A 20,930-nucleotide genomic window follows, 5' to 3' on the forward strand; every position below is an offset into this window, starting at 1 on the left:
CCCCCCGCCCCCCGCCCCCGGCCGCGCCCGCGCGCCGCCCCCCCGCCCCCGCCCCCCCCCCCCCCCCCCCCCCCCCCCCCCCCCCCCCCCCCCCCCCCCCGCGCCGAGCCTGCGAGGCGTGGGGAGCACCCGGGTCCTCGTTCAGGACCCCGCGCGCTCCCCGCCCAGCGCGGCGCGGCCGGCCTCCAGCCGGGCGACGGGCACCCGGAACGGCGAGCAGGAGACGTAGTCCAGGCCGACCTCGTGGAAGAAGTGCACCGAATCCGGGTCGCCGCCGTGCTCGCCGCAGATGCCCAGCTTGAGGTCGGGCCGGGCCGCCCGGCCGCCCTCCGCGCCGATCCGCACGAGCCGGCCGACGCCCTCGCGGTCCAGCGACTCGAACGGCGAGATGCCGAAGATGCCCTTGTCCAGGTACTGGTGGAAGAACGCCGCCTCGACGTCGTCGCGGGAGAAGCCCCACGTCATCTGCGTGAGGTCGTTGGTGCCGAAGGAGAAGAACTCGGCCGATCCGGCGATCTCGCCCGCCGTGAGCGCCGCCCGGGGCACCTCGATCATCGTGCCGATCAGCGGCGTGACCTCGATGCCGCACGCCTCGCACACCTCGGCGAGCACCCGCTGGGCCTCCTCGCGGATCGCCTCCAGCTCCTGCACCGCGCCGACCAGCGGGATCATGATCTCCGGCCGCGGGTCGCCACCGGCCTGCTTGCGCTCGCAGGCCGCCTCGGCGATCGCCCGCACCTGCATCGCGAACAGGCCGGGGACGACGAGCCCCAGCCGCACGCCGCGCAGCCCGAGCATCGGGTTGGACTCGTGCATGCCGCGGACGGCGGCGAGCAGGCGCAGGTTGCCCTCGTCGGGCTCCCCGCGCTCCTCGGCCAGGGCCACCCGCACGGAGAGCTCGGTGAGGTCGGGCAGGAACTCGTGGAGCGGCGGGTCCAGCAACCGGACGGTGACCGGCAGCCCGTCCATCGCCTCGAAGATCTCCAGGAAGTCCTGCTTCTGCAGCGGCTCCAGCGCGTCCAGCGCCGCCTGCCGCTCCTCCTCGCCGTCGGCCAGGATCAGCTTCTCCACCAGCTGCCGCCGGTCCCCCAGGAACATGTGCTCGGTGCGGCAGAGCCCGATGCCCCGGGCGCCGAACCGGCGGGCGCGGGCGGAGTCCTCCGGGGTGTCGGCGTTGGTGCGCACGTCCAGCCGCCGCACCGCGTCGGCGTGGCTCAGGATCCGGTGCACGCTCCTCACCAGGTCGTCGGCGTCCTCGGACCCGGGGTCGATCTCGCCCTCGAAGTAGCGCACCACCGCCGAGGGCTCCACCGGCACCTCACCCAGCCACACCTTGCCGGTGGAGCCGTCGATGGAGACGACGTCGCCCTCCTCCACGACCGTGCCGTCGGGGGCGGTGAACCTCTTCGCCTTGGTGTCGACCTGCAGTTCCTCGGCGCCGCACACGCAGGTCTTGCCCATGCCCCGGGCGACGACGGCGGCGTGCGAGGTCTTGCCACCGCGGCTGGTCAGCACGCCCTCGGCGGCGATCATCCCGGACAGGTCGTCGGGGTTGGTCTCGCGGCGGACGAGCACGACCTTCTCGCCGCGCCCTGCCCACTGCACCGCCGTCTCCGAGGAGAAGACCGCCCGGCCGACGGCCGCGCCCGGCGAGGCGTTCATGCCCTGCGTCAGCTGCTGGGCGTCGCCGCCGGAGACGAACCGCGGGAACATCAGCTGGGCGAGCTGGTCGCCGGTGACCCGCCGGACCGCCTCGTCCATGTCGATGAGGCCTTCGTCGACCAGCTGGGTGGCGATGCGGAACGCCGCGCCCGCGGTGCGCTTGCCGACGCGGGTCTGCAGCATCCAGAGCTTGTTGCGCTCGATCGTGAACTCGATGTCGCACAGGTCGCGGTAGTGCGACTCCAGCCGCGCCATCGTCGCCATCAGCTCGTCGTAGGCCGCCCGGTCGATCTCGGCCAGGTCGGCCAGGGGCACGGTGTTCCGGATGCCGGCGACGACGTCCTCACCCTGCGCGTTCTGCAGGTAGTCGCCGTACACGCCCTGCGCACCGCTGCCCGGGTCGCGGGTGAAGGCGACCCCGGTGCCGGAGTCCATGCCGAGGTTGCCGAAGACCATCGAGCAGACGTTGACGGCGGTGCCGGCGTCGCCCGGGATGCGCTCGCGGCGGCGGTAGATGATCGCGCGGTCGGAGTTCCACGAGTCGAAGACGGCGTTGATCGCCATGTCCATCTGCTCGCGCGGGTCCTGCGGGAAGTCGCGGCCGGTGTGCTCGCGGACGATCGCCTTGAAGCGGTCGACGACGTCGCGCAGGTGCCCGGCGTCGAGGTCGAGGTCCAGGTCGGTGCCCTGCTCGGCCTTCACCGCGTCGAGGGCGTCGTCGAAGAGCTCGCCGTCGATGTCGAGCACGGTCTTGCCGAACATCTGGATCAGCCGGCGGTAGGAGTCCCACGCGAAGCGCTCGCTGCCCGACTGCGCCGCGAGACCCTGGACGGAGTCGTCGTTGAGGCCGACGTTGAGGACGGTCTCCATCATCCCGGGCATGCTCGCCGCCGCCCCCGAGCGGACCGACACCAGCAGCGGGTCGGCCGGGTCGCCGAGGGTCTTGCCCATCGCCTTCTCCAGCGCCGTCAGGTGCTCGCTGACCTGGGCGTCGAGCTCGGGCGGGGTGCCGCCGTGCTCGAGGTAGTAGCGGCAGGCGTCGGTGGTGATGGTGAAGCCCGGCGGCACCGGCAGGCCCAGGTTGGTCATCTCGGCGAGGTTGGCGCCCTTGCCGCCGAGCAGGTCCTTCTGGTCTTTGCTGCCCTCGCTGAAGTCGTAGACCCACTTCACGTCTGCCACCCCGCGCACCTCCGCGTCCGCCCGCTGATCCACATGGGAACAATGCCGTGCGGGGCGGACGTCCTAAACGTCTACCCCCGCGGCGTCCGTCGATCGTGGCGTACCGGAGCGGGCGGCGCGAGCCCCCGTCGGGGTGTCGCGGGATGCGGTTCCGCGGCTCAGCCGATCCCGCAGATGCGCGGGCCGTCCTCGTTGACCACCGCGAGCTGCGCCGATCCGCCGTCGTCCCAGCGGACGGTCACCTGCTGGACCCGTGCGCCCTCGACCGGGTCGTCCCGGACCCCGGCGACCTCGGCCGAGCCGGGCCGGAGGTACTCGGTCTCCATGCCCGTCGCGTCCAGCCGTGCCTGTTCCTCCTCGCACAGCAGCGCGTACGCCGTCTCGGTGTCCCCGGCGGCCAGCGCCGCGTAGAAGACCTGGGTGACCTCGGCCGACTGGTCGGCCGGGGACCCGCGGACCACGTACAGGCCGGCGACCATGCCGCCGGCCAGGAGGACGACGCCGAGGATGCCGGCGATCAGCCAGCCCTGCCGCCGGCGGGGCGTGCCCGTGTGCAGCGGCACCGGGTCGTCGTCGTAGAGGAAGGGGCCCTGCGTCATCCGCCGCTCGTCTCCAGTTCGGCGCCCACGGGGGGACGCGGGTCGTCGCGGTCGTCGAGCCAGCCCGCGGGCAGGGCGACGGGGCGCGGGGTGCTGGTGCGGCCGCGCGGCGCACCGAGGACGGCGGTCGGGTAGGGCTGGTCGGGGATGCCGGCGAGCAGCCCGGCCAGGTCGTCGAGGCCGCTCACCATCGCCAGCGCCCGCCGGGTGTCCGACCCGACCGAGAAGCCCTTGAGGTACCAGGCCACGTGCTTGCGGAAGTCGGTGCAGCCGTGCAGCTCGCCCTGCTCGGCCGAGAGCAGTTCCGCATGCCGGTGCATGATCGCCGCCACCTCGCGGAAGGTCGGCAGCGCCCGCCGGGGCTCCCCCGCGAAGGCCGCGGCGAGATCGCCGAACAGCCACGGCCGGCCCAGGCACCCGCGGCCGATGACGACGCCGGCGCAGCCGGTCGCGGCGACCATGCGCAGGGCGTCGTCGGCCTCCCAGATGTCGCCGTTCCCCAGCACCGGGATGTCGACGGCCTCCACGAGCCGGGCGATGGGTGCCCAGTCGGCGGTGCCGCTGTAGAGCTGGTCGGCGGTGCGGCCGTGCAGGGTGATCGCCGCGGCGCCCTCGTCCTGGGCGATGCGACCGGCGTCGAGGTAGGTGACGTGGTCGGAGTCGATGCCGATGCGGGTCTTGACCGTGACCGGGACGTCCTTCGCGGCGCGCACGGCCTCGCGCAGGATGTTCTGCAGCAGGACGCGGCGCCAGGGCAGGGCCGAGCCGCCGCCCTTGCGGGTCACCTTGGGCACCGGGCAGCCGAAGTTGAGGTCGATGTGCGCCGGCCGGGTGCCGGCGACCCCCTCGTCGACGAGCATCTCGACCGCGCGCCCGACGGTGGCCGGGTCCACGCCGTAGAGCTGGACGGAGAAGGCGTCCTTCTCGTCGGCGGTCGCGCGGATCATCCGGAGCGTCTTCTCGTTGCGCTCGACGAGCGCCCGCGTGGTGATCATCTCGCAGACGTAGAGGCCGGCACCGAACTCGCGGCACAGCGTCCGGAACGCCGGGTTGGTGATGCCGGCCATGGGTGCGAGCACGACGGCGGGGTCGACGGAGAGCGCCCCGAGCCGCAGCGGCGGCAGGACCGTCGTCGTCGGCTCCAGCGTGGCGGTCATGCCACCCAGAGTAGGTGGCGCCCGCCGTTCCCCCCGCTGCCCGGGCGGGTGATCTCCCTCCTCGTGGGCGGCGCCGCCGCGTCCCCGGGTTAACCCGCGCGAGGCGGGGTTGAGCCGCGATCCCCCGCGGCTCGACCTCACCTCACCCGGGTGGAGCCGCATCCGCCGAGGGCAGGACCGCGTCTCCACACCGCGCCGGCTTTGCACAGACTTCCTCGCGCCGCCCACACGCCCGGTCTGCGGGCCCACCATCGGGGGCGTGCTCCGGACCGCCGCCGCTCCCCTCTCCGCCACCGAAAACGGCCGACGCCGGCTCGGGATCCTGCCCACCTCCGAGCTCACCGCGGCCGGGGTCACCCGCGCCGAGATCGCCGGTGCCGTCCGCAGCGGCACCTGGATCCGGTTGCGGCCCGGCATCCTGATCTCCGCGGCCGATCTCGCGGAGGTGGAGCGCACCGGGCGACGCCCCGGCCTCGACGCGCTCGCCGTGGTCACCCGCCTGGCACGTCCGTCCGCCGTCCTCAGCGGTGCGACGGCCGCGTGGGTGTGGGGCCTGCCCCGACCCCGGTCGGCCACCTCGGTGGTGGAGCTGACCGACCCGCACCGGTGGCGGCGCGGTCAGGGCTGGCTGATGACACGGGCAGCACTCCCGGAGGACGAGGTCGCCGTGCGCGGCGCCTACCCGGTGACGACGGTGGTCCGGACGCTGGCCGACGTCGCCCGCGCCTGGTCCGAGGTGCACGCCGTCGCCGCCACGGATGCGGCCTTGCTGCGCGGCCTGACCACCCGGGCGGAGCTCCAGCGCGTCCTGGACCGGCAGTCCTGCGTCCCTGGCATCCCTCGCGCGGTCCGCGCGGTCCGGTTGGCCGACGGCCGCGCCGAGTCGTGGCTGGAGACGTTCGGCCGACTGACGTTCGCCGCGCTCGGCCTGCCGCCGTTCGTCCCGCAGGTCGAGCTCTGGGTCGGCGGACGGCTGGTGAAGGTCGTCGACGGCTGGTACCCCGAGGCTGCACTCGCGCTCGAGTTCGACGGCCGGGTCAAGTATGAACAGCCGGCGTTCGGGCGAAGCCCCGCCGAGGAGCTGTGGCGGGAGAAGCGGGACGAGGACCTGCTGCGGTCCCTCGGTGTCGGGTTCGTGCGCGTCGCCGCCGCCGACCTCTCCAGCGGACGGCGGGCGCTCGAGCAGCAGGCCCGGCGTCAGCTCGACCGCCCGACCCCGGCGGTGCCGGAGTTCGTGACTGTCCCCCGGGCCGCGGGTCGGGCGCGGACCGAGGCACCGCTCGACGACGGCTGGCTGGCCCGGGTCGACGACCTGGTCGGCGCCGACTCCTCACCGGCTTGACCCGTGTGCGGCAGGGTGGGGCCGCGGGCGCATGTGGCCCCACCCCGTCCCGCCTGGCTCGAGCCGGACGGGACGGGACGGGCCGGGTCAGGCCGTCAGCAGCCCGGAAGCCGCGCCGCCAGGTAGGACTCGACCTGGTCCAGCGCCACGCGCTCCTGGCTCATCGAGTCGCGCTCGCGGATGGTCACCGCCTGGTCCTCGAGGGTGTCGAAGTCGACGGTGAGGCAGAACGGCGTCCCGACCTCGTCCTGGCGCCGGTACCGGCGGCCGATGGCACCGGCGTCGTCGAAGTCGACGTTCCAGTTCCGGCGCAGCGCGGCCGCGAGGTCACGGGCCTTCGGCGAGAGGTCGGCGTTGCGCGACAGCGGCAGGACGGCGGCCTTCACCGGGGCCAGCCGCGGGTCGAGCCTGAGCACCGTGCGGGTGTCGACGCCCCCCTTGGCGTTGGGCGCCTCGTCCTCGGTATAGGCCTCGATGAGGAAGGCCATCAGCGAGCGGGTCAGCCCGGCCGCCGGCTCGATCACGTACGGCGTCCAGCGGGTGTTGCTCGCCTGGTCGAAGTAGGACAGGTCGGTGCCCGAGTGCTGGGTGTGCGTCGAGAGGTCGAAGTCGGTGCGGTTGGCGATGCCCTCGAGCTCGCCCCACTCCGAGCCCTGGAACCCGAACCGGTACTCGATGTCGACGGTGCGCTTCGAGTAGTGGGAGAGCTTCTCCTTGGCGTGCTCGTAGTGCCGCAGGTTCTCCGGGGCGATGCCCAGGTCGGTGTACCAGCGGGTGCGCTCGTCGATCCAGTACTGGTGCCACTCCTCGTCGGTGCCGGGCTCGACGAAGAACTCCATCTCCATCTGCTCGAACTCGCGGGTGCGGAAGATGAAGTTGCCGGGGGTGATCTCGTTGCGGAACGACTTGCCGATCTGGCCGATGCCGAACGGGGGCTTCTTCCGCGCAGCACCCATCACGTTGGCGAAGTTGACGAAGATGCCCTGCGCGGTCTCCGGGCGCAGGTAGTGCAGCCCCGACTCGTCCTCGACCGGGCCGAGGTAGGTCTTGAGCATCATGTTGAAGTCGCGCGGCTCGGTCCAGGCGCCCTTCGTGCCGCAGTTCGGGCAGGCGATGTCGGCCAGGCCGTTCTCCGGCGCCCGGCCCTTCCGCGACTCGAACTCCTCCTCGAGGTGGTCCGCGCGGAACCGCTTGTGGCAGCTCTGGCACTCGGTGAGCGGGTCGGTGAAGACGCCGACGTGGCCCGAGGCGACCCAGGTCTGGCGGGGCAGGATCACCGAGGAGTCCAGGCCGACGATGTCGTCCCGGCTCTGGACGACGGTGCGCCACCACTGGCGCTTGATGTTCTCCTTGAGCTCCACGCCCAGCGGGCCGTAGTCCCAGGCGGAGCGCGTACCGCCGTAGATCTCCCCGGACGGGAACACGAAGCCCCGTCGCTTGCAGAGGTTGACGACCTTGTCGAGGCGGGCGGCGTCGTGCTTGGCGGTGCTCACGGGGAGGGGGCTCCATCCGGCTGGCGGTCGGCGGTTGACCCGCCCACGGTAGTTGGCCGGGAGAGTGCCCCGGTCAGTCGGTGGCCGCGGCCGCCCGCTCGGACGCCTCGGGGCAGAACAGCAGCGCCAGCGAGGCCCGGATCTCGGCCTGGCGCACGAGGAAGGCCCGCTCGTCGAGCCGCTTGCGCCGCAGCCACCCCGTCACCTCGTCGTCGCACTTGCTGGCGTTGCAGGAGCCGCAGGCCGGGACGACGTTGCCGAACGTGTAGCGCCCGCCCCGCGAGATCGGGAGCACGCAGTCGCGCTGCAGCGGCCGGCCGGTGGCCCCGCAGTAGGCGCAGCCACCCCACGCGTGCTCCAGCGCGGCCCACTGCGCGTCGCTCAGGTCGTGCTCGACGGCGTCCATGTGGCGCTTGCGCCGGCGGGCGTACCGGGCGGTGCGGGTGCGGCTGACCACGACCCGACCGTATGCGCTCACCGTCACTCGGTCAGGTAGGCGCCCGGCTCGTCGAGGGCGTGCACCCAGACCGGCGCGCCGGCGATCTTCACCTCGGCCGCCGAGAGCCCCCGCCGGTAGGCGCCGACGCCGTCCCAGCGGGTCACGAGCGCCCACAGGGTCGGGTCGTCGGCCGCCCGGCCGAGCTCACCGCCCCGGAACCCCGGCCGGGCGGCCAGCGCCGCCAGCAAGCCCGTCACCGCCTCTTCGCAGGCGTCCGCCTCGTCGGCGCTCACCCGCAGCCGCGTCACCGCGAACACCCGTGCTCCCCCCGTCCGGTCTCCGCGCAGCATGATCCCTCGCCGCCCCGCGCGGGCGGCGCCCCGCCGGTCAGTAGAAGTCGCAGACCGTGCCGTCGGCGTCGACGTAGACGTACAACAGGAACTGCTCGCCGTCGTCGAGGTCCAGGGTGAACGAGGCGCGGTCGGTCGCCGACTCGGGCTGGTGCTCGACCCCGTCGAAGGTGCCGCCGGTGAACCCGTGCCCGCTGAGGGTGTCGGAGTAGAAGTAGTCGCCCAGCACCAGCGCCGGGTCACCGCCGTCCGCCACACCGGCCGCGGCCTCCTGCACGTCCTCGCAGGAGAGATCGTAGGCGGTCTGGAAGTCGCCCTCCGCCATCGCCTGCACCCAGGCGAGGGCGACGTCCCCGGACCCTGGGTAGAGCCCGCCGTCCGCGACGACGGGCGCGGAGAGCCGCGCTCCCCCGGGCAGCGGACCGGTACCGCCAAGGGAGCCCACGGACGACGGGGCCGACGCCTCCTGCCCCGCACCGGTCAGCTCCGCGCTGCGCCGCTCGGCGTCGCCGCCCAGCAGGACGACCAGCAGCGTGCCCAGACCGGCGACCAGGAGCAACGCGGCGCCGATCAGCCAGGGCAGCAACGTCCGCTTCCTCGGACGACCGGCCGGCGGGCGCCCCGGGCCGCCGGATGCGGACGAGCCGTGCGGACGCGGCCCGTGCCGTCCGGCCGGGTCGGGGGGCCCGGCCGGGTGCCCCCGGGGAGGTGGCTGCGTCATGGCACCCACCCTCCTGCTCGGGACCTCGGCCGGGTCCGTCCGGCTGCGCGGACACCGTACGTCCGCGTGGGGTCAGGCGGAACCGAACCGGCGCTGCCGGGAGGCGAACTCCTCGCACGCCGCCCACAGGTGCCGCCGGTCGAAGTCGGGCCAGAGCGTGTCGAGGAAGACGAACTCGGCGTACGCCGACTGCCACAGCAGGAAGTTGCTGGTCCGGTTCTCACCCGAGCTGCGCACGAAGAGGTCGACGTCCTCCATGTCGGGCTCGTCGAGGAACCGGGCGACCGTGGACTCGTCGACCTTGTCCGGGCTCAGCCGCCCGGCGGCGACCTCGCGGGCGATCGCGGCCGCGGCGTCGGCGATCTCCGCGCGCCCGCCGTAGTTCACGCACATGGTGAGGGTGAGGACGTCGTTGTCCCGGGTGAGCTCCTCGGCGATCTCGAGCTCCTTGATGACGCTGCGCCACAGCCGTGGCCGCCGCCCGGCCCAGCGCACGCGCACCCCCAGCTCGTGCATCTCGTCGCGGCGCCGGCGGATCACGTCACGGTTGAAGCCCATGAGGAAGCGCACCTCGTCGGGGCTGCGCCGCCAGTTCTCGGTGGAGAACGCGTACGCGCTGATCGCCTTGACGCCCAGCTCTATCGCGCCCTCCACGCAGTCGAACAGCGAGGACTCCCCCGCCTCGTGCCCGGCGGTGCGGGGCAGGCCCCGCTGCTTGGCCCACCGCCCGTTGCCGTCCATGACCAGGGCGATGTGCCGGGGCACCTTGTCCTCCGGCAGCTGCGGGGGGCGGACGCCGGACGGGTGCGGGTTCGGCGGCTTCACCTCACGCTCCATGCAGCAGGCTCATCTCCCGGCGGGGTGCCGACTCGGTCCGGTCCACCAGCGGCAGCGAGCGCAGCCCGCGCTCCAGGTGCCACTGCAGCAGCGCGGCGACCAGCCCGCTGCCCTCGCGCCGGTTGATGCCCTGGCTGGCGTCGGCGCGGCCCCAGTCGCCGGTCAGGAGCGCGTCGAGCAGCTCGATGGTGACCGGGCTCGGCATGGCCGACCCGGTGGGGCGGCAGGACGGGCAGACGGTGCCGCCGGCGGGCACCGAGAAGTGCCGGTGCGGGCCGGCCTCGCCGCAGCGGGCGCAGTCGGCCAGCGCCGGCTCCCAGCCGGCGACCGACATCGCCCGCAGCAGGAAGGCGTCGAGCACCAGCGGCGCCGGGTGGGACTGCTCCCCCAGCGCCCGCAGCGCCCCGATCACGAGGAGGAACAGCCGGAGCGAGGGCTCCTTCTCCTCCGCGGTGAGCCGGTCGGCGGTCTCCAGGACGGCGGTGCCGGCGGTGTAGGCCGGGTAGTCGGCCACGATCTCCTGACCGTAGGACCGGATGGACTCCGCCTGGCTCACGATGTCGAGGCTGCGCCCGGTGTACAGCTGCAGGTCGACGTGGGTGAACGGCTCCAGGCGCGCGCCGAACTTGCTCTTGGTGCGGCGCACGCCCTTGGCCACCGCGCGCACCTTGCCGTGCCGGCGGGTGAGCACGGTGATGATGCGATCGGCCTCGCCGAGCTTCTGGGTGCGCAGGACGATGCCCTCGTCCCGGTACAGCGCCTTGGGGGTGTGTGCCATCAGTAGCCGAGCCGGTTGAGCTTCTTCGGGTCGTCCTGCCACTCCCCCAGGACGGTGACGTGCAGCTCCAGGTGCACGCGCGCCCCCAGCAGCGCCTCCATGCCCTGGCGGGCCTCGGTGCCGATCGCCTTGATGATCGACCCGCCCCTGCCGAGCAGCATCGGCTTCTGGCTGGGCCGCTCGCAGTGCAGCAGCGCGTGCACCTCGACCAGCTCGCGCCCGGGCTGCTTGGGATCGGGACGGCGGTTCAGCTCCTCGATGGTGACCGCGAGCGAGTGCGGCACCTCCTGGAACACCTTCTCCAGCGCCGCCTCGCGCACCAGCTCGGCGAGCTGCCGCTCGGTGTCCTCGTCGGTGGTCTGCGCGTGCGGGTACAGCGGCGGCCCCTCCGGCAGCAGGCCCACCAGGAGGTCCTCCAGGAGCTCCACCTGGTCGCCCTTCACCGCGCTGACCGGCACCACCTCGGCGGCCTCGACCAGCTGGCTGGCCGCGATCAGCTGCTCGGCCACGTGCTTCTTCGCCGCGGCGTCGGTCTTGGTGACCACGACCACCACCGGCGCCTTGACCTCCTGCAGCTGGCGGGCGATGTAGCGGTCGCCGGTGCCGACGGGCTGGTCGGCCGGGACGCAGAAGACGACCACGTCGACGTCGGCCAGCGTGTCGCGGACGACGTCGTTGAGCCGGCGGCCCAGCAGGCTCTTGGGCTTGTGCAGCCCCGGGGTGTCGACCAGCACGACCTGGCCGCCGGGCCGGTGGACGACGCCGCGGATGGCGTGCCGGGTCGTCTGCGGCCGGTTGCTCACGATGCCGACCTTCTCGCCGACCATCGCGTTGGTCAGCGTGGTCTTGCCGGCGTTGGGGCGACCGACCAGGGCCACGAAGCCACTGCGGTACGGCTGGTCAGGGTCGGTCACGGCCGCCAGTCTCCCACCGGGAGCCGACAACGCCGCGCCCGGCGTGCGGGGCGCCGCGCCGGGCGGTCAGGACCAGGGGCGGCCCGCCCGCTCGCGCCGTCCGGCGTCGAGGCGGCCGAGCTCCCGGGCACCGGCCAGCACGTCCTCCACCAGCCACCGCCCGGCCTCCGGCCAGGACGCGGGCCGCGCGTCGCGGCGCCGGCGGGCGGGCCCCGCCAGGGTCCGCAGCGCCACGACGACGAGGAGCAGGAAGAGCAACGTGGTCACCCCTCCACGATCCCCCGGTGCCCGGCCCCGGGGAAGTGGCAGCGATGACGTCGTCCGCAACGATCCTGCCAGCGGTCACGGTCCCCGGCCCTCGGCGTCGAGCGGGGCTGGGAGAATCGGCACCGTGGCAGGACGACAGCGGAACAGGGCCCGGCCACCCCGGGCTGCGGCCGAGCGCGCGCGGCGGCTGCACGCCGAGCAGGTGCGTGGCCACCGCTTCGTCGCCGGCTGGGGCCCGAAGCGGTCGGCGACCGTCGTCCCCGCTCCGCTGCGCTACTGGCAGTACCGGCCCGGGGGTCCGTACGCGGCCGGCGCGGCCGTGCTCGTCGTCGTCCTGTGGCTGGGGCTGTTCGGCTGGCTCGCCGGGTCGGACGCCGTGCGCGACGAGCTACCGCTGGCCCTCGTCGCCGGGATCGCCGTGTACGTGCTGAACGCCCGGCGGGTCACCGTCACCGACCACGGGCTCTCGTTCGACGTGGCCGGGAGCCGCACCGATCCGGCGGCCGTCATCCCCTCGACGCTGGTGCAGGCGGTGCACGTCGGCCGCGCCCCGGCGGACTGGCCGCGTCCGGAGAAGCGCGGCGGGTGGCTGCCGGGCCGCAGCCGGGTCGCCGTCCGGTACCTCGACGACGACGGCGAGCGGGCCCTGAGTCTCTGGGTGCGGGACCCGGCCGCGTTCGCCGACTCCCTCGGCGTGCCGCTGACCGGTTAGGCCGAGGCGCGCAGGGCGCCGTCGGGCCCGGCCAGGTGCACCGGGGCGCCGGCGGTGAGGTCGCGGACGGCGGCCAGGCCGGCGGGCTCCACGGCCTCGGCCGCGGAGACGACGACGGCGGCCTCCAGCCCCTCGACCCCGCTGGAGACGGCGGCGGCGACGGCGGCCTGGAGCGCGGTGAGGGTCAGCGAGGGCAGCGCCACGCTCGCGGCCACGTAGGTGCGGCCGTCCGTGTCGCGCACCGCGGCGCCCTCGGTGGCGCCGGTGCGGGCGCGCGCCGAGCGGGCCAGCGTCACGAGCTTCGCGTCCTCGGGGTGCAGATCAGCCACAGAGTCATCCTCGTCCGGTGGGTCGGCCCTCCTGCAGGGGCCCGCCGCGAGCCTGGAGGGGTGGGGCGGGAGGGTCCTGTGTCAGCCTTCCACCACGCCGGCCGGCTGCTCCGCGCGGGTGGCCCCCGACGGGTGCGGCTCCTCGGTGGGCTCCTCGCCGTCCTCCGACGGCTCGGGCAACCGGCAGACCAGCAGCGTGTCGATGCGGTTGCGCCGCCCGCCGGTGCTCTCGGCCACCAGGCGCAGCCCGCCGACCTCGGCCGCGGCCCCCTCGATCGGCACCCGCCCGAGCTCCCGGGCGAGCAGGCCCCCGACGGTCTCGACGTCGTCGTCCTCGGGCAGCTCCACGCCCGGGAACAGGTGGGCGAGGTCCTGCACCGGCAGCCGGGCGGTGATCCGCGCCGAGCCGTCCTCGAGGTGCTCGATCTCCGGCCGCTGGAAGGCGTCGTGCTCGTCGGCGATCTCGCCCACGATCTCCTCGAGGATGTCCTCGATGGTCACCAGGCCGGCGAAGCCGCCGTACTCGTCGACCACGATCGCGATGTGGATGCGGGCGGCCTGCATGTCGCGCAGCAGCTCGTCGACGGGCTTGGACTCCGGCACGAACGTCGGCGGGCGCATCAGCTCCTCGACCTTGGGCCCGTTGCGGTCCTGCGTGTTCTGCGAGCGGCGGACCAGGTCCTTGAGGTAGACGACACCGACGACGTCGTCCACGTTCTCGCCGATGACCGGGATGCGGCTGAAGCCGCTGCGCAGCGCGAGGGCCAGGGCCTGGCGCACGGTCTTGGTGCGCTCTATCCAGACGACGTCGGTGCGCGGGACCATGACCTCGCGGGCGATCGTGTCGCCCAGCTCGAACACCGAGTGGATCATGTTGCGCTCGCCGGACTCCACGACGCCGCGCTCCTCGGCCATGTCGACCAGCTCGCGCAGCTCCACCTCCGAGGAGAAGGGGCCGTCGCGGAAGCCGCGCCCGGGGGTGATCGCGTTGCCGACCAGGATCAGCAGGCTGGCGACGGGCCCGAGCACGCGGCCCAGCAACCGGACGATCCCCGCCGTGGCCAGCGCCGTGCCGTACGCGTGCTGGCGGCCCAGGGTGCGGGGGCCCACGCCGACCAGCACGTAGCTGACCACGGTCATCACGCCCGCCGCCGCCAGCACCGCCTGCAGCGTGCTGTCCCACAGGTCGAAGAAGAGCAGCGCCACGATGACTGCGGCGACCATCTCGCAGAGGATCCGCAGCAGCAGGAGCAGCGAGACGTGCCGCGCCCGGTCGGCGACGACCTGCTCCAGGCCCGCGGCCCGCTTCACGCCGTCGCGGCGGAGCTCTTCCACGCGCGCCTTCGAGACCCGCTGGAGGGCCGCCTCCATCGCGCCGAACAGACCGGCGAGAGGGATGAGGCAGATGGCGACCACCAGGTTGGTGATCGCGCCGGCAGTCATCGGGAACCGGTCTCCTTGGCCACCGGCGCACCGGTCACCGGCTCGCGCGGAGCGGCCCGCCAGGCGTCGATGAGCTTGCCCTGGAGGCCGAACATCTCCTTCTCCTCCTCGGGCTCCATGTGGTCGTAGCCCAGCAGGTGGAGCACGCCGTGGGTGGCCAGCAGCACCAGCTCGTCGTCCATGGAGTGACCGGCGGCGCGGGCCTGCCGGACGGCGACGGAGGGGCACAGCACGATGTCGCCGAGCAGGGCGGGGCCGGGCTCGGGGTCGTCGGGCCGGCCGCTGTCGAACTCGTCCATGGGGAAGGCCAGCACGTCGGTGGGGCCCTTCTCGCCCATCCACCGCTCGTGCAGGCTGCTCATGTAGTCGGGGTCGACGCACAGCACGGAGAGCTCGGCCATCGGGTTGATCTTCATCTCGCCCAGCACGAACCGGCAGACGCCGGCCAGCTCGGCCTCGTCCACGGCGATCTCGGACTCGTTGGACACCTCGACGGGCACGTCGGTCAGCTCCCCTGCCGGCGCGGTCGGGACGTGCGGGCCGGCGCCGCGCCGGCGGCCGATCGGCTCGTGGGTGCCTGCCGGGTGGCGTCCCAGCGCTCGTAGGCGTCGACGATGTCGCCGACGAGCCGGTGGCGGACGACGTCGGTGCTGGTCAGGTTGGCGAAGTGGACGTCCTCGATGCCGTCGAGGATCTCGCGGACGATCTTCAGCCCGCTCTGGGCGCCGCCGGGCAGGTCGACCTGCGTGACGTCACCGGTGACGACGATCTTGGATCCGAAGCCGAGCCGGGTGAGGAACATCTTCATCTGCTCGGCGGTGGTGTTCTGCGCCTCGTCGAGGATGACGAACGCGTCGTTCAGGGTCCTTCCCCTCATGTACGCCAGCGGCGCGACCTCGATGGTGCCCGACTGCATCAGCCGCGGGATCGACTCCGGGTCGACCATGTCGTGCAGCGCGTCGTAGAGCGGCCGCAGGTAGGGGTCGATCTTCTCGCTCAGCGTCCCGGGCAGGTAGCCCAGCCGCTCGCCGGCCTCGACGGCCGGGCGGGTCAGGATGATCCGGTTGACCTGCTTGGTCGTCAGCGCCTGGACCGCCTTGGCCATCGCCAGGTAGGTCTTGCCGGTACCGGCCGGGCCGATGCCGAAGACGACGGTGTGCTCGTCGATGGCGTCGACGTAGCGCTTCTGGTTCAGCGTCTTCGGCCGGATGGTGCGGCCGCGCCGGCTGATGATGTCCAGGCTCAGCACGTCGGCCGGACGCTCGTCGCCCCCGGCCTTGAGCATGCCGATGACGCGGCGCACCGAGTCCGGTCGCAGCACCTGGCCGGTGCCGATCAGCGCGATCAGCTCGTCGAAGACGCGGACGGCGAAGGCGTTGTCGGCCGGCTGCCCGGTGACGGCGATCTCGTTGCCGCGCACGTGGACGTCGGCGTCGAGGCCGGCCTCCACGAGCCGGAGCAGCTCGTCGCCCGAGCCGAGGAGGGCGACCATCGGGACGCCGTCGGGAACGGTGATGGTGGTCCGCACGGGAGGGACGGACGGGGCGGGCGGACCGGCGAGCGCGCCGTCCGCCGCGGCGGCCTGTGCCGAGGCCTCACGCGACGTGGGCGCTCCTGGCACGGGGACGTTCGGGGAGGTGTCGGGCAAGAACCCTCGACCCTGCCTTCCTGCGACGGTGAGGTGCGGGGATCCGCACCGGTGACCCGATCGACTCTACCCGCGCGCGGACGTCCGGAACCTGGCTCGCCCGAAGGGGTCAGCGACCGGTGTAGGACGCCTTGCCCGGCCCCTCCGTCAGGAAGGAGGCGACGGCGCCGCGGAGGTCCTCGGTGGCGAACAGCGGCCCGGAGATCTCCGGCACCAGCGCGTCGGCCGCGCGGGCCCCCTCGCGCACCGCCACGGTCGCCAGCCGCTTGGTGGCGGCGTGCGCCACCGTGGGCCCGGCGGCGACCCGGCGCGCGTACTCGCGGGCCGCCTCGGCGAAGCCCTCGTCGGGGAGCACCCGGTTCACCACGTTCCACCGCTCCAGGACGGCGGCCGGGTGGCGCTCGCCGGTGTAGATGAGGTCCTTGGCCCGGGCCGGCCCGGCCCGCTCGGCCAGCCGCTGGGGCCCACCCATCGAGGGCGTGAGGCCGACCACGATCTCCACGAGGCCGAACGAGGCCTTCTCCGCGGCCAGCAGGATGTCGCAGGAGAGGGCCAGCTCGAAGGCGGCGGTGAGGCAGAGCCCGTGCGCGGCGAAGACGGTGGGTACGGGCAGGTCCTCGAAGGCGTTCGCGACGCGAAGCAACCGCGCCCACAGCTCCCCGCCCCGGCCGGCCGGGTCGGGCCCCTCGGCGATGTCCCGGAAGTAGGTGACGTCGACCCCGCCGGAGACGACCTTGCCGCGCGCCTCGACCAGCACGGCGCGGGCCCGGTCGGCCCGTGCCGGGTCGGTGAGCTCGACCAGCTCGCCGGCCACCGCCTCCATCGCGTCGAACGTCGCGGCGTCGAAGAGGTTCAGCGGCGGGTTCTCCAGCACGACGACGGCGACGTCGCCGTCGCGCTCGATGCGGAGGGGCGCGGTGCTCTCGGTCATGGGCCCACCTTCTCAGGCGGTCCGGGATCCCGGGACGGGGGCCGTGCCGCTCAGCCCGGCGGCCAGCCGAGGTCGCGGCCGCCCAGCACGTGGAGGTGGACGTGGTGGACCGTCTGCCCGGCCGCCGGCCCGGTGTTCGCCACCAGCCGGTACCCGGGCTCGGCGCCGTCGCCGGTCACCAGGCCCTCCTGCCGGGCCACCGCGTGCGCGGCGGCCACGACCTCGCCCATCAACGCGGGGTCGGCCTCGGCGAGAGCGCCCGCGGTCGGGTGGTGCTCGGTGGGGATGACCAGGACGTGCGTCGCGGCCTGCGGGTTGATGTCGCGGAAGGCGAGCACCCGCTCGGTCCGGTGGACGACGTCGGCGGGGATCTCACCGGACACCATGCGGCAGAACAGGCAGTCGGTCACGCCCCGCACCCTAGGAGGACCCCCGTGCCCCCCACCACTCGCTGCGCTCGCGGCGGGACCCTGCACGGGGGCCGTTCCAGCACGTCACCGCCCCCCAGAGTCAGGTGCCGCTCTCGACCCCCAGGTAGGCCTGCACGATGCGCTCGTCGGCGAGCAGCTCGGCCGCCGGGCCGGAGTGCACCACCTCGCCGCTCTGCAGCACGTACCCGTGGTCGGCGGCGCGCAGGGCCCGGCGGGCGTTCTGCTCCACCAGCACGACCGTGGTGCCCGACGCGCGGATCTCCTCGATGACGCGGAACACCTCGTCGACGATCTTCGGCGCCAGCCCCATCGAGGGCTCGTCCATGAGCATCACGGTGGGTCCGGCGACCAGGGCGCGGGCGATGGCCAGCATCTGCTGCTCCCCACCGGAGAGCGCCCCCGCCGGCAACGCCCGCCGCTCGGCGAGCACGGGGAACCGGTCGTACATCTCGTCGACGCGGCGCGCGCCGCCGGTGCCCGCGTGCCACGTGCCCATCTGGAGGTTCTCCTCGATGGTCAGGGTGGCGAGGATCTGCCGCCCCTCGGGCACCTGCACCAGCCCGCGGCCCACCAGCTTGTGGGCGGGGGTGCGGGTGATGTCCCGGCCCTCGAAGGTGATCCGGCCACCGGCCGGCCGAAGCATGCCCGAGACGGCGTTGATGACCGAGGACTTGCCCGCGCCGTTCGCACCGACCAGCGTGACGAGCGATCCCTGCTCGGCCCGGAAGGAGACGTCGCGCACCGCCTCGACCCGGCCGTAGGTCACCCGCAGGCCCTCCACGGTGAGGATCGGGTCGCTCATGTCGCATCCCTCGTGCTGTCGGGCGTGTCCAGGGTGCCGGCGGCGCCAGGCCGCACGTTGGCGACGGCGTCCGGTGGCGCGTCGCCGGCGCCGGCCGCGGTGGCGCCGGAGCGGGCCGTCTCGGCGACGGGGCCCTCGTCGCCGTCGTCGTCGGCCGACCCCAGGTAGGCCTCGATGACGGCCGGGTCGGCGGCGACCTCGTCCGGCGCACCGCTGGCGATGACCTCGCCGAAGTTGAGGACGACGACGCGGGTGCAGGTCTGCAGGACCATGCCGACGTTGTGCTCGATGAACAGGATGGTGAGCCCGTCGCGCGCCAGCGACCGGATCAGCTCCGACAGCCGGGCCGCCTCGACGTGGTTCATCCCCGCGGCCGGCTCGTCCAGGATGAGCAGGGAGGGGTCCGAGGCCAGCGCGCGGGCGATCTCGAGCCGGCGCTGGTCGCCGTAGGACAGCGCCTCCGCCCGGCTGCCCGCGAGCTCGCTCAGCCCGACCCGCTCCAGGCAGCGGGCCGCCTGCCGCAGCGCCGCGCGCTCGTCCCGCCGCGCCGACGGCAGCCAGATCAGCCGCCGCAGGAAGGTGGGCCTGCTGACCAGGTGGGCGCCGACGAGCACGTTCTCCAGCGCCGAGAGCCGGTTGAACAGCTTCGAGTGCTGGAACGTGCGGCTCACCCCGGCCGCCGCGATGCGGTGCACCGGGGTGCTGCCGATCGCCGTCCCGAGCACCGTCGCGCTCCCGGAGCTGGGCGGGACCAGCCCGCTGATCATGTTGACCAGCGTGGTCTTGCCGGCGCCGTTGGGGCCGATCAGGCCGACGACCTCGCCGGCCCGGATCTCCAGGTCCACGCCGCGGACGGCGTGCACGCCGCCGTACTCCTTGCCCAGGCCCGCGAGCGTGACCACCGGCTCCCCGGCCGCCGGGTGGCGGCGGCCGGCGAGGCCGGTGGTGGAGTCGCCGTCGTCACCGGAGGGCATGCGGGTCCGCCGCGGGATGAGGCTGGCGAGCCCCCCGGGCAGGAAGAGGATGACGACCAGGAGGAGCAGGCTGGCCAGGAACGGCCGGATCCAGCCGGCCTCCACCCCGACCGCCCGCTGGATCTCCGGGACGATCGTCTGGAAGCCGCTGCCCAGGAGCGGCCCCAGGAACATCGTCGAGCCGCCCACCACCGCGGTGACCAGCCCCTCGACGGCCGCGACGAAGTCGAAGTCGTTGGGGGCGATGAGCCGGACGTAGTAGGCGTAGAGGACGCCGTACAGCCCGGCGACCGCGCCGGCGGTGACGAATGCGGCGAGCCGGTGGCGCCCCACGTCGATGCCCATCGACCGGGCGGCCAGTTCGTCCTCGCGGATGGCCTCCAGCGCACGGCCGTAGCGCGATCGCCCCATCCGCCAGAACCAGTAGGCCACGAGCGCGAGCGCCGTCCAGGCCATGCCGACGGTGAGGATCCGGGGGACCCCCAGGCCCTGGGCGCCGCCGGTCCACTCCTGGTTGAGCAGCACCACGCGGACCGCCTCGGCGAAGCCGAGGGTCGCGATGGCCAGGAAGACCCCGCGCAGGTGCATGGTCGGCAGGCCGAGGACGACGGCGCCGAGCGCGCCGACCGACATGCCGATCGCCACGGCGATCAGCAGGGCGGGGACGTCACCGACGTCGGCCCCGCTGGGTGCCAGGTAGGCACCGGAGAACGCCGCGAGGGAGGCGAAGCCGGCCTGGCCGAGGCTGAGCTGCCCGGCGATCAGGACGGCGTAGAAGGAGTAGGCGAAGATCGCCCCCAGCGCGATGAAGGTGAGCGTGGTGGCGTACTGGCCGAGCATCAGACCTCCCGGACCTTCCGCGCGCCGAGCAGCCCCTGCGGGCGCAGCAGCAGGATCACGAACAGCAGGCCGAACGCGATGACGTTCACCCACGACGAGCCGATGTACTGGACGGCGAACACCTCGGCCAGCCCGAGCAGCAGCCCACCGATGAGCGCACCGGGCAGCGACCCCATGCCGCCGACGATGATGACCGCCAGGCCCTTGAGCTCGATCGCGGCGCCCATGCCCAGCTGAGCGGTGTTCACGTTGATGGCGAAGAGCACGCCGGCGACCGCGCCGAGCGCCGAGGAGATCGCGAAGGTGACCGCGGTGACCCGGTCGACGTTCACGCCGAGCACCCGCGCCGCGGTCGGGTTCTCCGCGACCGCGCGCATGCCCCGGCCCAGCCGCGTGCGGGTGACCATGTAGGTGAGGCCCACCATCAGGGCGAGCGAGACCGCGAGGATGACCACCTGCACGAGGGTCACCTGGGCGCCGAACACCTCGAACCGGGTGTCGGGGAAGGAGCCCGGCGGGAAGCGGCGGGTGTCCGGGCCGTAGCGCCACTGCAGCAGCGCGATGAGCATGCCGGCGAGCGCGATCGAGGAGATCAGCCCGGCGAAGTGGGCGTCGGCCCGGTTCTTGAGCGGCCGGAACGCCACCCGCTCGATGACCAGGCCGAGGACGGCGCCGAAGACGAAGACGATCGGCAGCGCCGTCCAGAGGGAGAGGCCACCCCGCTCCACCAGCTCGATGCCGACGAAGGCCGAGGCGGCGAAGACCGCGGGGTGGGCGAGGTTCAGCCGGTCGAGGATGCCGAAGACCAGCGTGAACCCGATGGCGAACAGCGCGTAGATCGAGCCGATGAAGATGCCGTTGAGGAGCTGCTGCACAGCGTTGCCTGTTCTCGTCGTGGGTGCCCGGGCACGGTAGCCGACGCACGGCCGGGGGCCCGGTCACCAGGACCGGACCCCCGGCGGGGTCGCAGCGGGGGGGGGGGGGGGGGGGGGGGGGGGGGGGGGGGGGGGGGGGGGGGGGGGGGGGGGGGTGGGGGGGGGGGGGGGGGGGGGGGGGGGGGGGGGGGGGGGGGGGGGGGGGGG

The 20,930-nt window shown here is 73.9% G+C and carries 22 protein-coding genes; 2 read left to right on the forward strand and 20 right to left on the reverse strand.

Features of this window, described 5'->3' with window-relative positions; translation table 11 throughout:
- Window positions 1-141: 141 nt before the first annotated feature.
- From ppdK to dusB, 3 genes are all read right to left on the reverse strand, one after another.
- Complete coding sequence (gene ppdK, locus ACI794_RS19930) at window positions 142-2,841, reverse strand: pyruvate, phosphate dikinase (RefSeq protein WP_456617191.1); 2,700 nt, start codon at window positions 2,839-2,841, stop codon at window positions 142-144.
- 158 nt (window positions 2,842-2,999) lie between these two features.
- A complete protein-coding gene (locus tag ACI794_RS19935) occupies window positions 3,000-3,440 on the reverse strand; it encodes an Rv0361 family membrane protein (protein WP_456617192.1) in 441 nt (146 codons plus the stop codon).
- Window positions 3,437-4,597, reverse strand: coding sequence for a tRNA dihydrouridine synthase DusB (dusB, locus tag ACI794_RS19940; protein WP_456617193.1), 1,161 nt, complete (start codon window positions 4,595-4,597; stop codon window positions 3,437-3,439). The genes ACI794_RS19935 and dusB overlap by 4 nt, the downstream gene beginning before the upstream one ends.
- A gap of 259 nt (window positions 4,598-4,856) precedes the next feature.
- On the opposite strand from dusB, the gene ACI794_RS19945 reads away from it, so the two are divergent.
- Complete coding sequence (locus ACI794_RS19945; RefSeq protein WP_456617194.1) at window positions 4,857-5,939, forward strand: type IV toxin-antitoxin system AbiEi family antitoxin domain-containing protein; 1,083 nt, start codon at window positions 4,857-4,859, stop codon at window positions 5,937-5,939.
- A 95-nt stretch (window positions 5,940-6,034) separates the two neighbouring features.
- Here the strand turns inward: ACI794_RS19945 and ACI794_RS19950 are convergent, their stop codons facing one another.
- From ACI794_RS19950 to ACI794_RS19985, 8 genes are all read right to left on the reverse strand, one after another.
- Window positions 6,035-7,432: a glycine--tRNA ligase gene (locus tag ACI794_RS19950; RefSeq protein WP_456604195.1), complete on the reverse strand. Its 1,398-nt coding sequence runs from the start codon at window positions 7,430-7,432 to the stop codon at window positions 6,035-6,037.
- Between the two features lie 73 nt (window positions 7,433-7,505).
- A complete protein-coding gene (locus tag ACI794_RS19955; RefSeq protein WP_456617195.1) occupies window positions 7,506-7,889 on the reverse strand; it encodes an HNH endonuclease in 384 nt (127 codons plus the stop codon).
- Between the two features lie 23 nt (window positions 7,890-7,912).
- Window positions 7,913-8,188, reverse strand: coding sequence for an antibiotic biosynthesis monooxygenase family protein (locus ACI794_RS19960; protein ID WP_456582891.1), 276 nt, complete (start codon window positions 8,186-8,188; stop codon window positions 7,913-7,915).
- A gap of 70 nt (window positions 8,189-8,258) precedes the next feature.
- Window positions 8,259-8,807, reverse strand: a complete 549-nt coding sequence (locus tag ACI794_RS19965; RefSeq protein ID WP_456617196.1) for a hypothetical protein — start codon at window positions 8,805-8,807, stop codon at window positions 8,259-8,261.
- A 207-nt stretch (window positions 8,808-9,014) separates the two neighbouring features.
- Window positions 9,015-9,779, reverse strand: a complete 765-nt coding sequence (locus ACI794_RS19970) for an isoprenyl transferase (RefSeq protein ID WP_456617197.1) — start codon at window positions 9,777-9,779, stop codon at window positions 9,015-9,017.
- Window positions 9,769-10,557 (reverse strand): DNA repair protein RecO, encoded by a 789-nt coding sequence (recO, locus tag ACI794_RS19975; RefSeq protein WP_456604191.1) that lies wholly within the window; start codon window positions 10,555-10,557, stop codon window positions 9,769-9,771. Before recO ends, ACI794_RS19970 begins: the two co-directional genes overlap by 11 nt.
- The gene (gene era / locus ACI794_RS19980) at window positions 10,557-11,471 is read right to left on the reverse strand and encodes a GTPase Era (RefSeq protein ID WP_456604190.1); all 915 of its coding nucleotides are present in this window, start codon (window positions 11,469-11,471) and stop codon (window positions 10,557-10,559) included. The genes recO and era overlap by 1 nt, the downstream gene beginning before the upstream one ends.
- A 66-nt stretch (window positions 11,472-11,537) precedes the next feature.
- Window positions 11,538-11,738: a hypothetical protein gene (locus tag ACI794_RS19985; RefSeq protein WP_456604189.1), complete on the reverse strand. Its 201-nt coding sequence runs from the start codon at window positions 11,736-11,738 to the stop codon at window positions 11,538-11,540.
- Window positions 11,739-11,862: 124 nt separating this feature from the next.
- On the opposite strand from ACI794_RS19985, the gene ACI794_RS19990 reads away from it, so the two are divergent.
- A complete protein-coding gene (locus tag ACI794_RS19990) occupies window positions 11,863-12,450 on the forward strand; it encodes a hypothetical protein (RefSeq protein ID WP_456604188.1) in 588 nt (195 codons plus the stop codon).
- Here ACI794_RS19990 and ACI794_RS19995 read toward each other — a convergent pair.
- From ACI794_RS19995 to ACI794_RS20035, 9 genes are all read right to left on the reverse strand, one after another.
- Complete coding sequence (locus ACI794_RS19995; RefSeq protein WP_236826234.1) at window positions 12,447-12,779, reverse strand: cytidine deaminase; 333 nt, start codon at window positions 12,777-12,779, stop codon at window positions 12,447-12,449. The genes ACI794_RS19990 and ACI794_RS19995 overlap by 4 nt on opposite strands.
- An 81-nt stretch (window positions 12,780-12,860) precedes the next feature.
- A complete protein-coding gene (locus ACI794_RS20000; protein ID WP_456604187.1) occupies window positions 12,861-14,222 on the reverse strand; it encodes a hemolysin family protein in 1,362 nt (453 codons plus the stop codon).
- A complete protein-coding gene (gene ybeY / locus ACI794_RS20005) occupies window positions 14,219-14,722 on the reverse strand; it encodes an rRNA maturation RNase YbeY (RefSeq protein ID WP_456582883.1) in 504 nt (167 codons plus the stop codon). Before ybeY ends, ACI794_RS20000 begins: the two co-directional genes overlap by 4 nt.
- Before the next feature lie 5 nt (window positions 14,723-14,727).
- Window positions 14,728-15,750, reverse strand: a complete 1,023-nt coding sequence (locus ACI794_RS20010; RefSeq protein ID WP_456582882.1) for a PhoH family protein — start codon at window positions 15,748-15,750, stop codon at window positions 14,728-14,730.
- 229 nt (window positions 15,751-15,979) lie between these two features.
- On the reverse strand, window positions 15,980-16,801 hold the full coding sequence (locus ACI794_RS20015; RefSeq protein ID WP_456617198.1) for an enoyl-CoA hydratase/isomerase family protein: 822 nt from the start codon (window positions 16,799-16,801) through the stop codon (window positions 15,980-15,982).
- Between the two features lie 50 nt (window positions 16,802-16,851).
- Complete coding sequence (locus tag ACI794_RS20020) at window positions 16,852-17,211, reverse strand: histidine triad nucleotide-binding protein (RefSeq protein ID WP_456604186.1); 360 nt, start codon at window positions 17,209-17,211, stop codon at window positions 16,852-16,854.
- A 100-nt stretch (window positions 17,212-17,311) separates the two neighbouring features.
- Window positions 17,312-18,034, reverse strand: a complete 723-nt coding sequence (locus ACI794_RS20025) for an ABC transporter ATP-binding protein (RefSeq protein WP_456604247.1) — start codon at window positions 18,032-18,034, stop codon at window positions 17,312-17,314.
- Entirely contained in the window at window positions 18,031-19,848 is a 1,818-nt protein-coding gene (locus ACI794_RS20030) for a branched-chain amino acid ABC transporter ATP-binding protein/permease (protein WP_456604246.1), read from the reverse strand. Before ACI794_RS20030 ends, ACI794_RS20025 begins: the two co-directional genes overlap by 4 nt.
- Window positions 19,848-20,723: a branched-chain amino acid ABC transporter permease gene (locus ACI794_RS20035; protein ID WP_456604245.1), complete on the reverse strand. Its 876-nt coding sequence runs from the start codon at window positions 20,721-20,723 to the stop codon at window positions 19,848-19,850. Before ACI794_RS20035 ends, ACI794_RS20030 begins: the two co-directional genes overlap by 1 nt.
- Window positions 20,724-20,930 lie beyond the last annotated feature (207 nt).

The sequence above is a fragment of the Blastococcus sp. SYSU DS0541 genome (assembly GCF_054050875.1).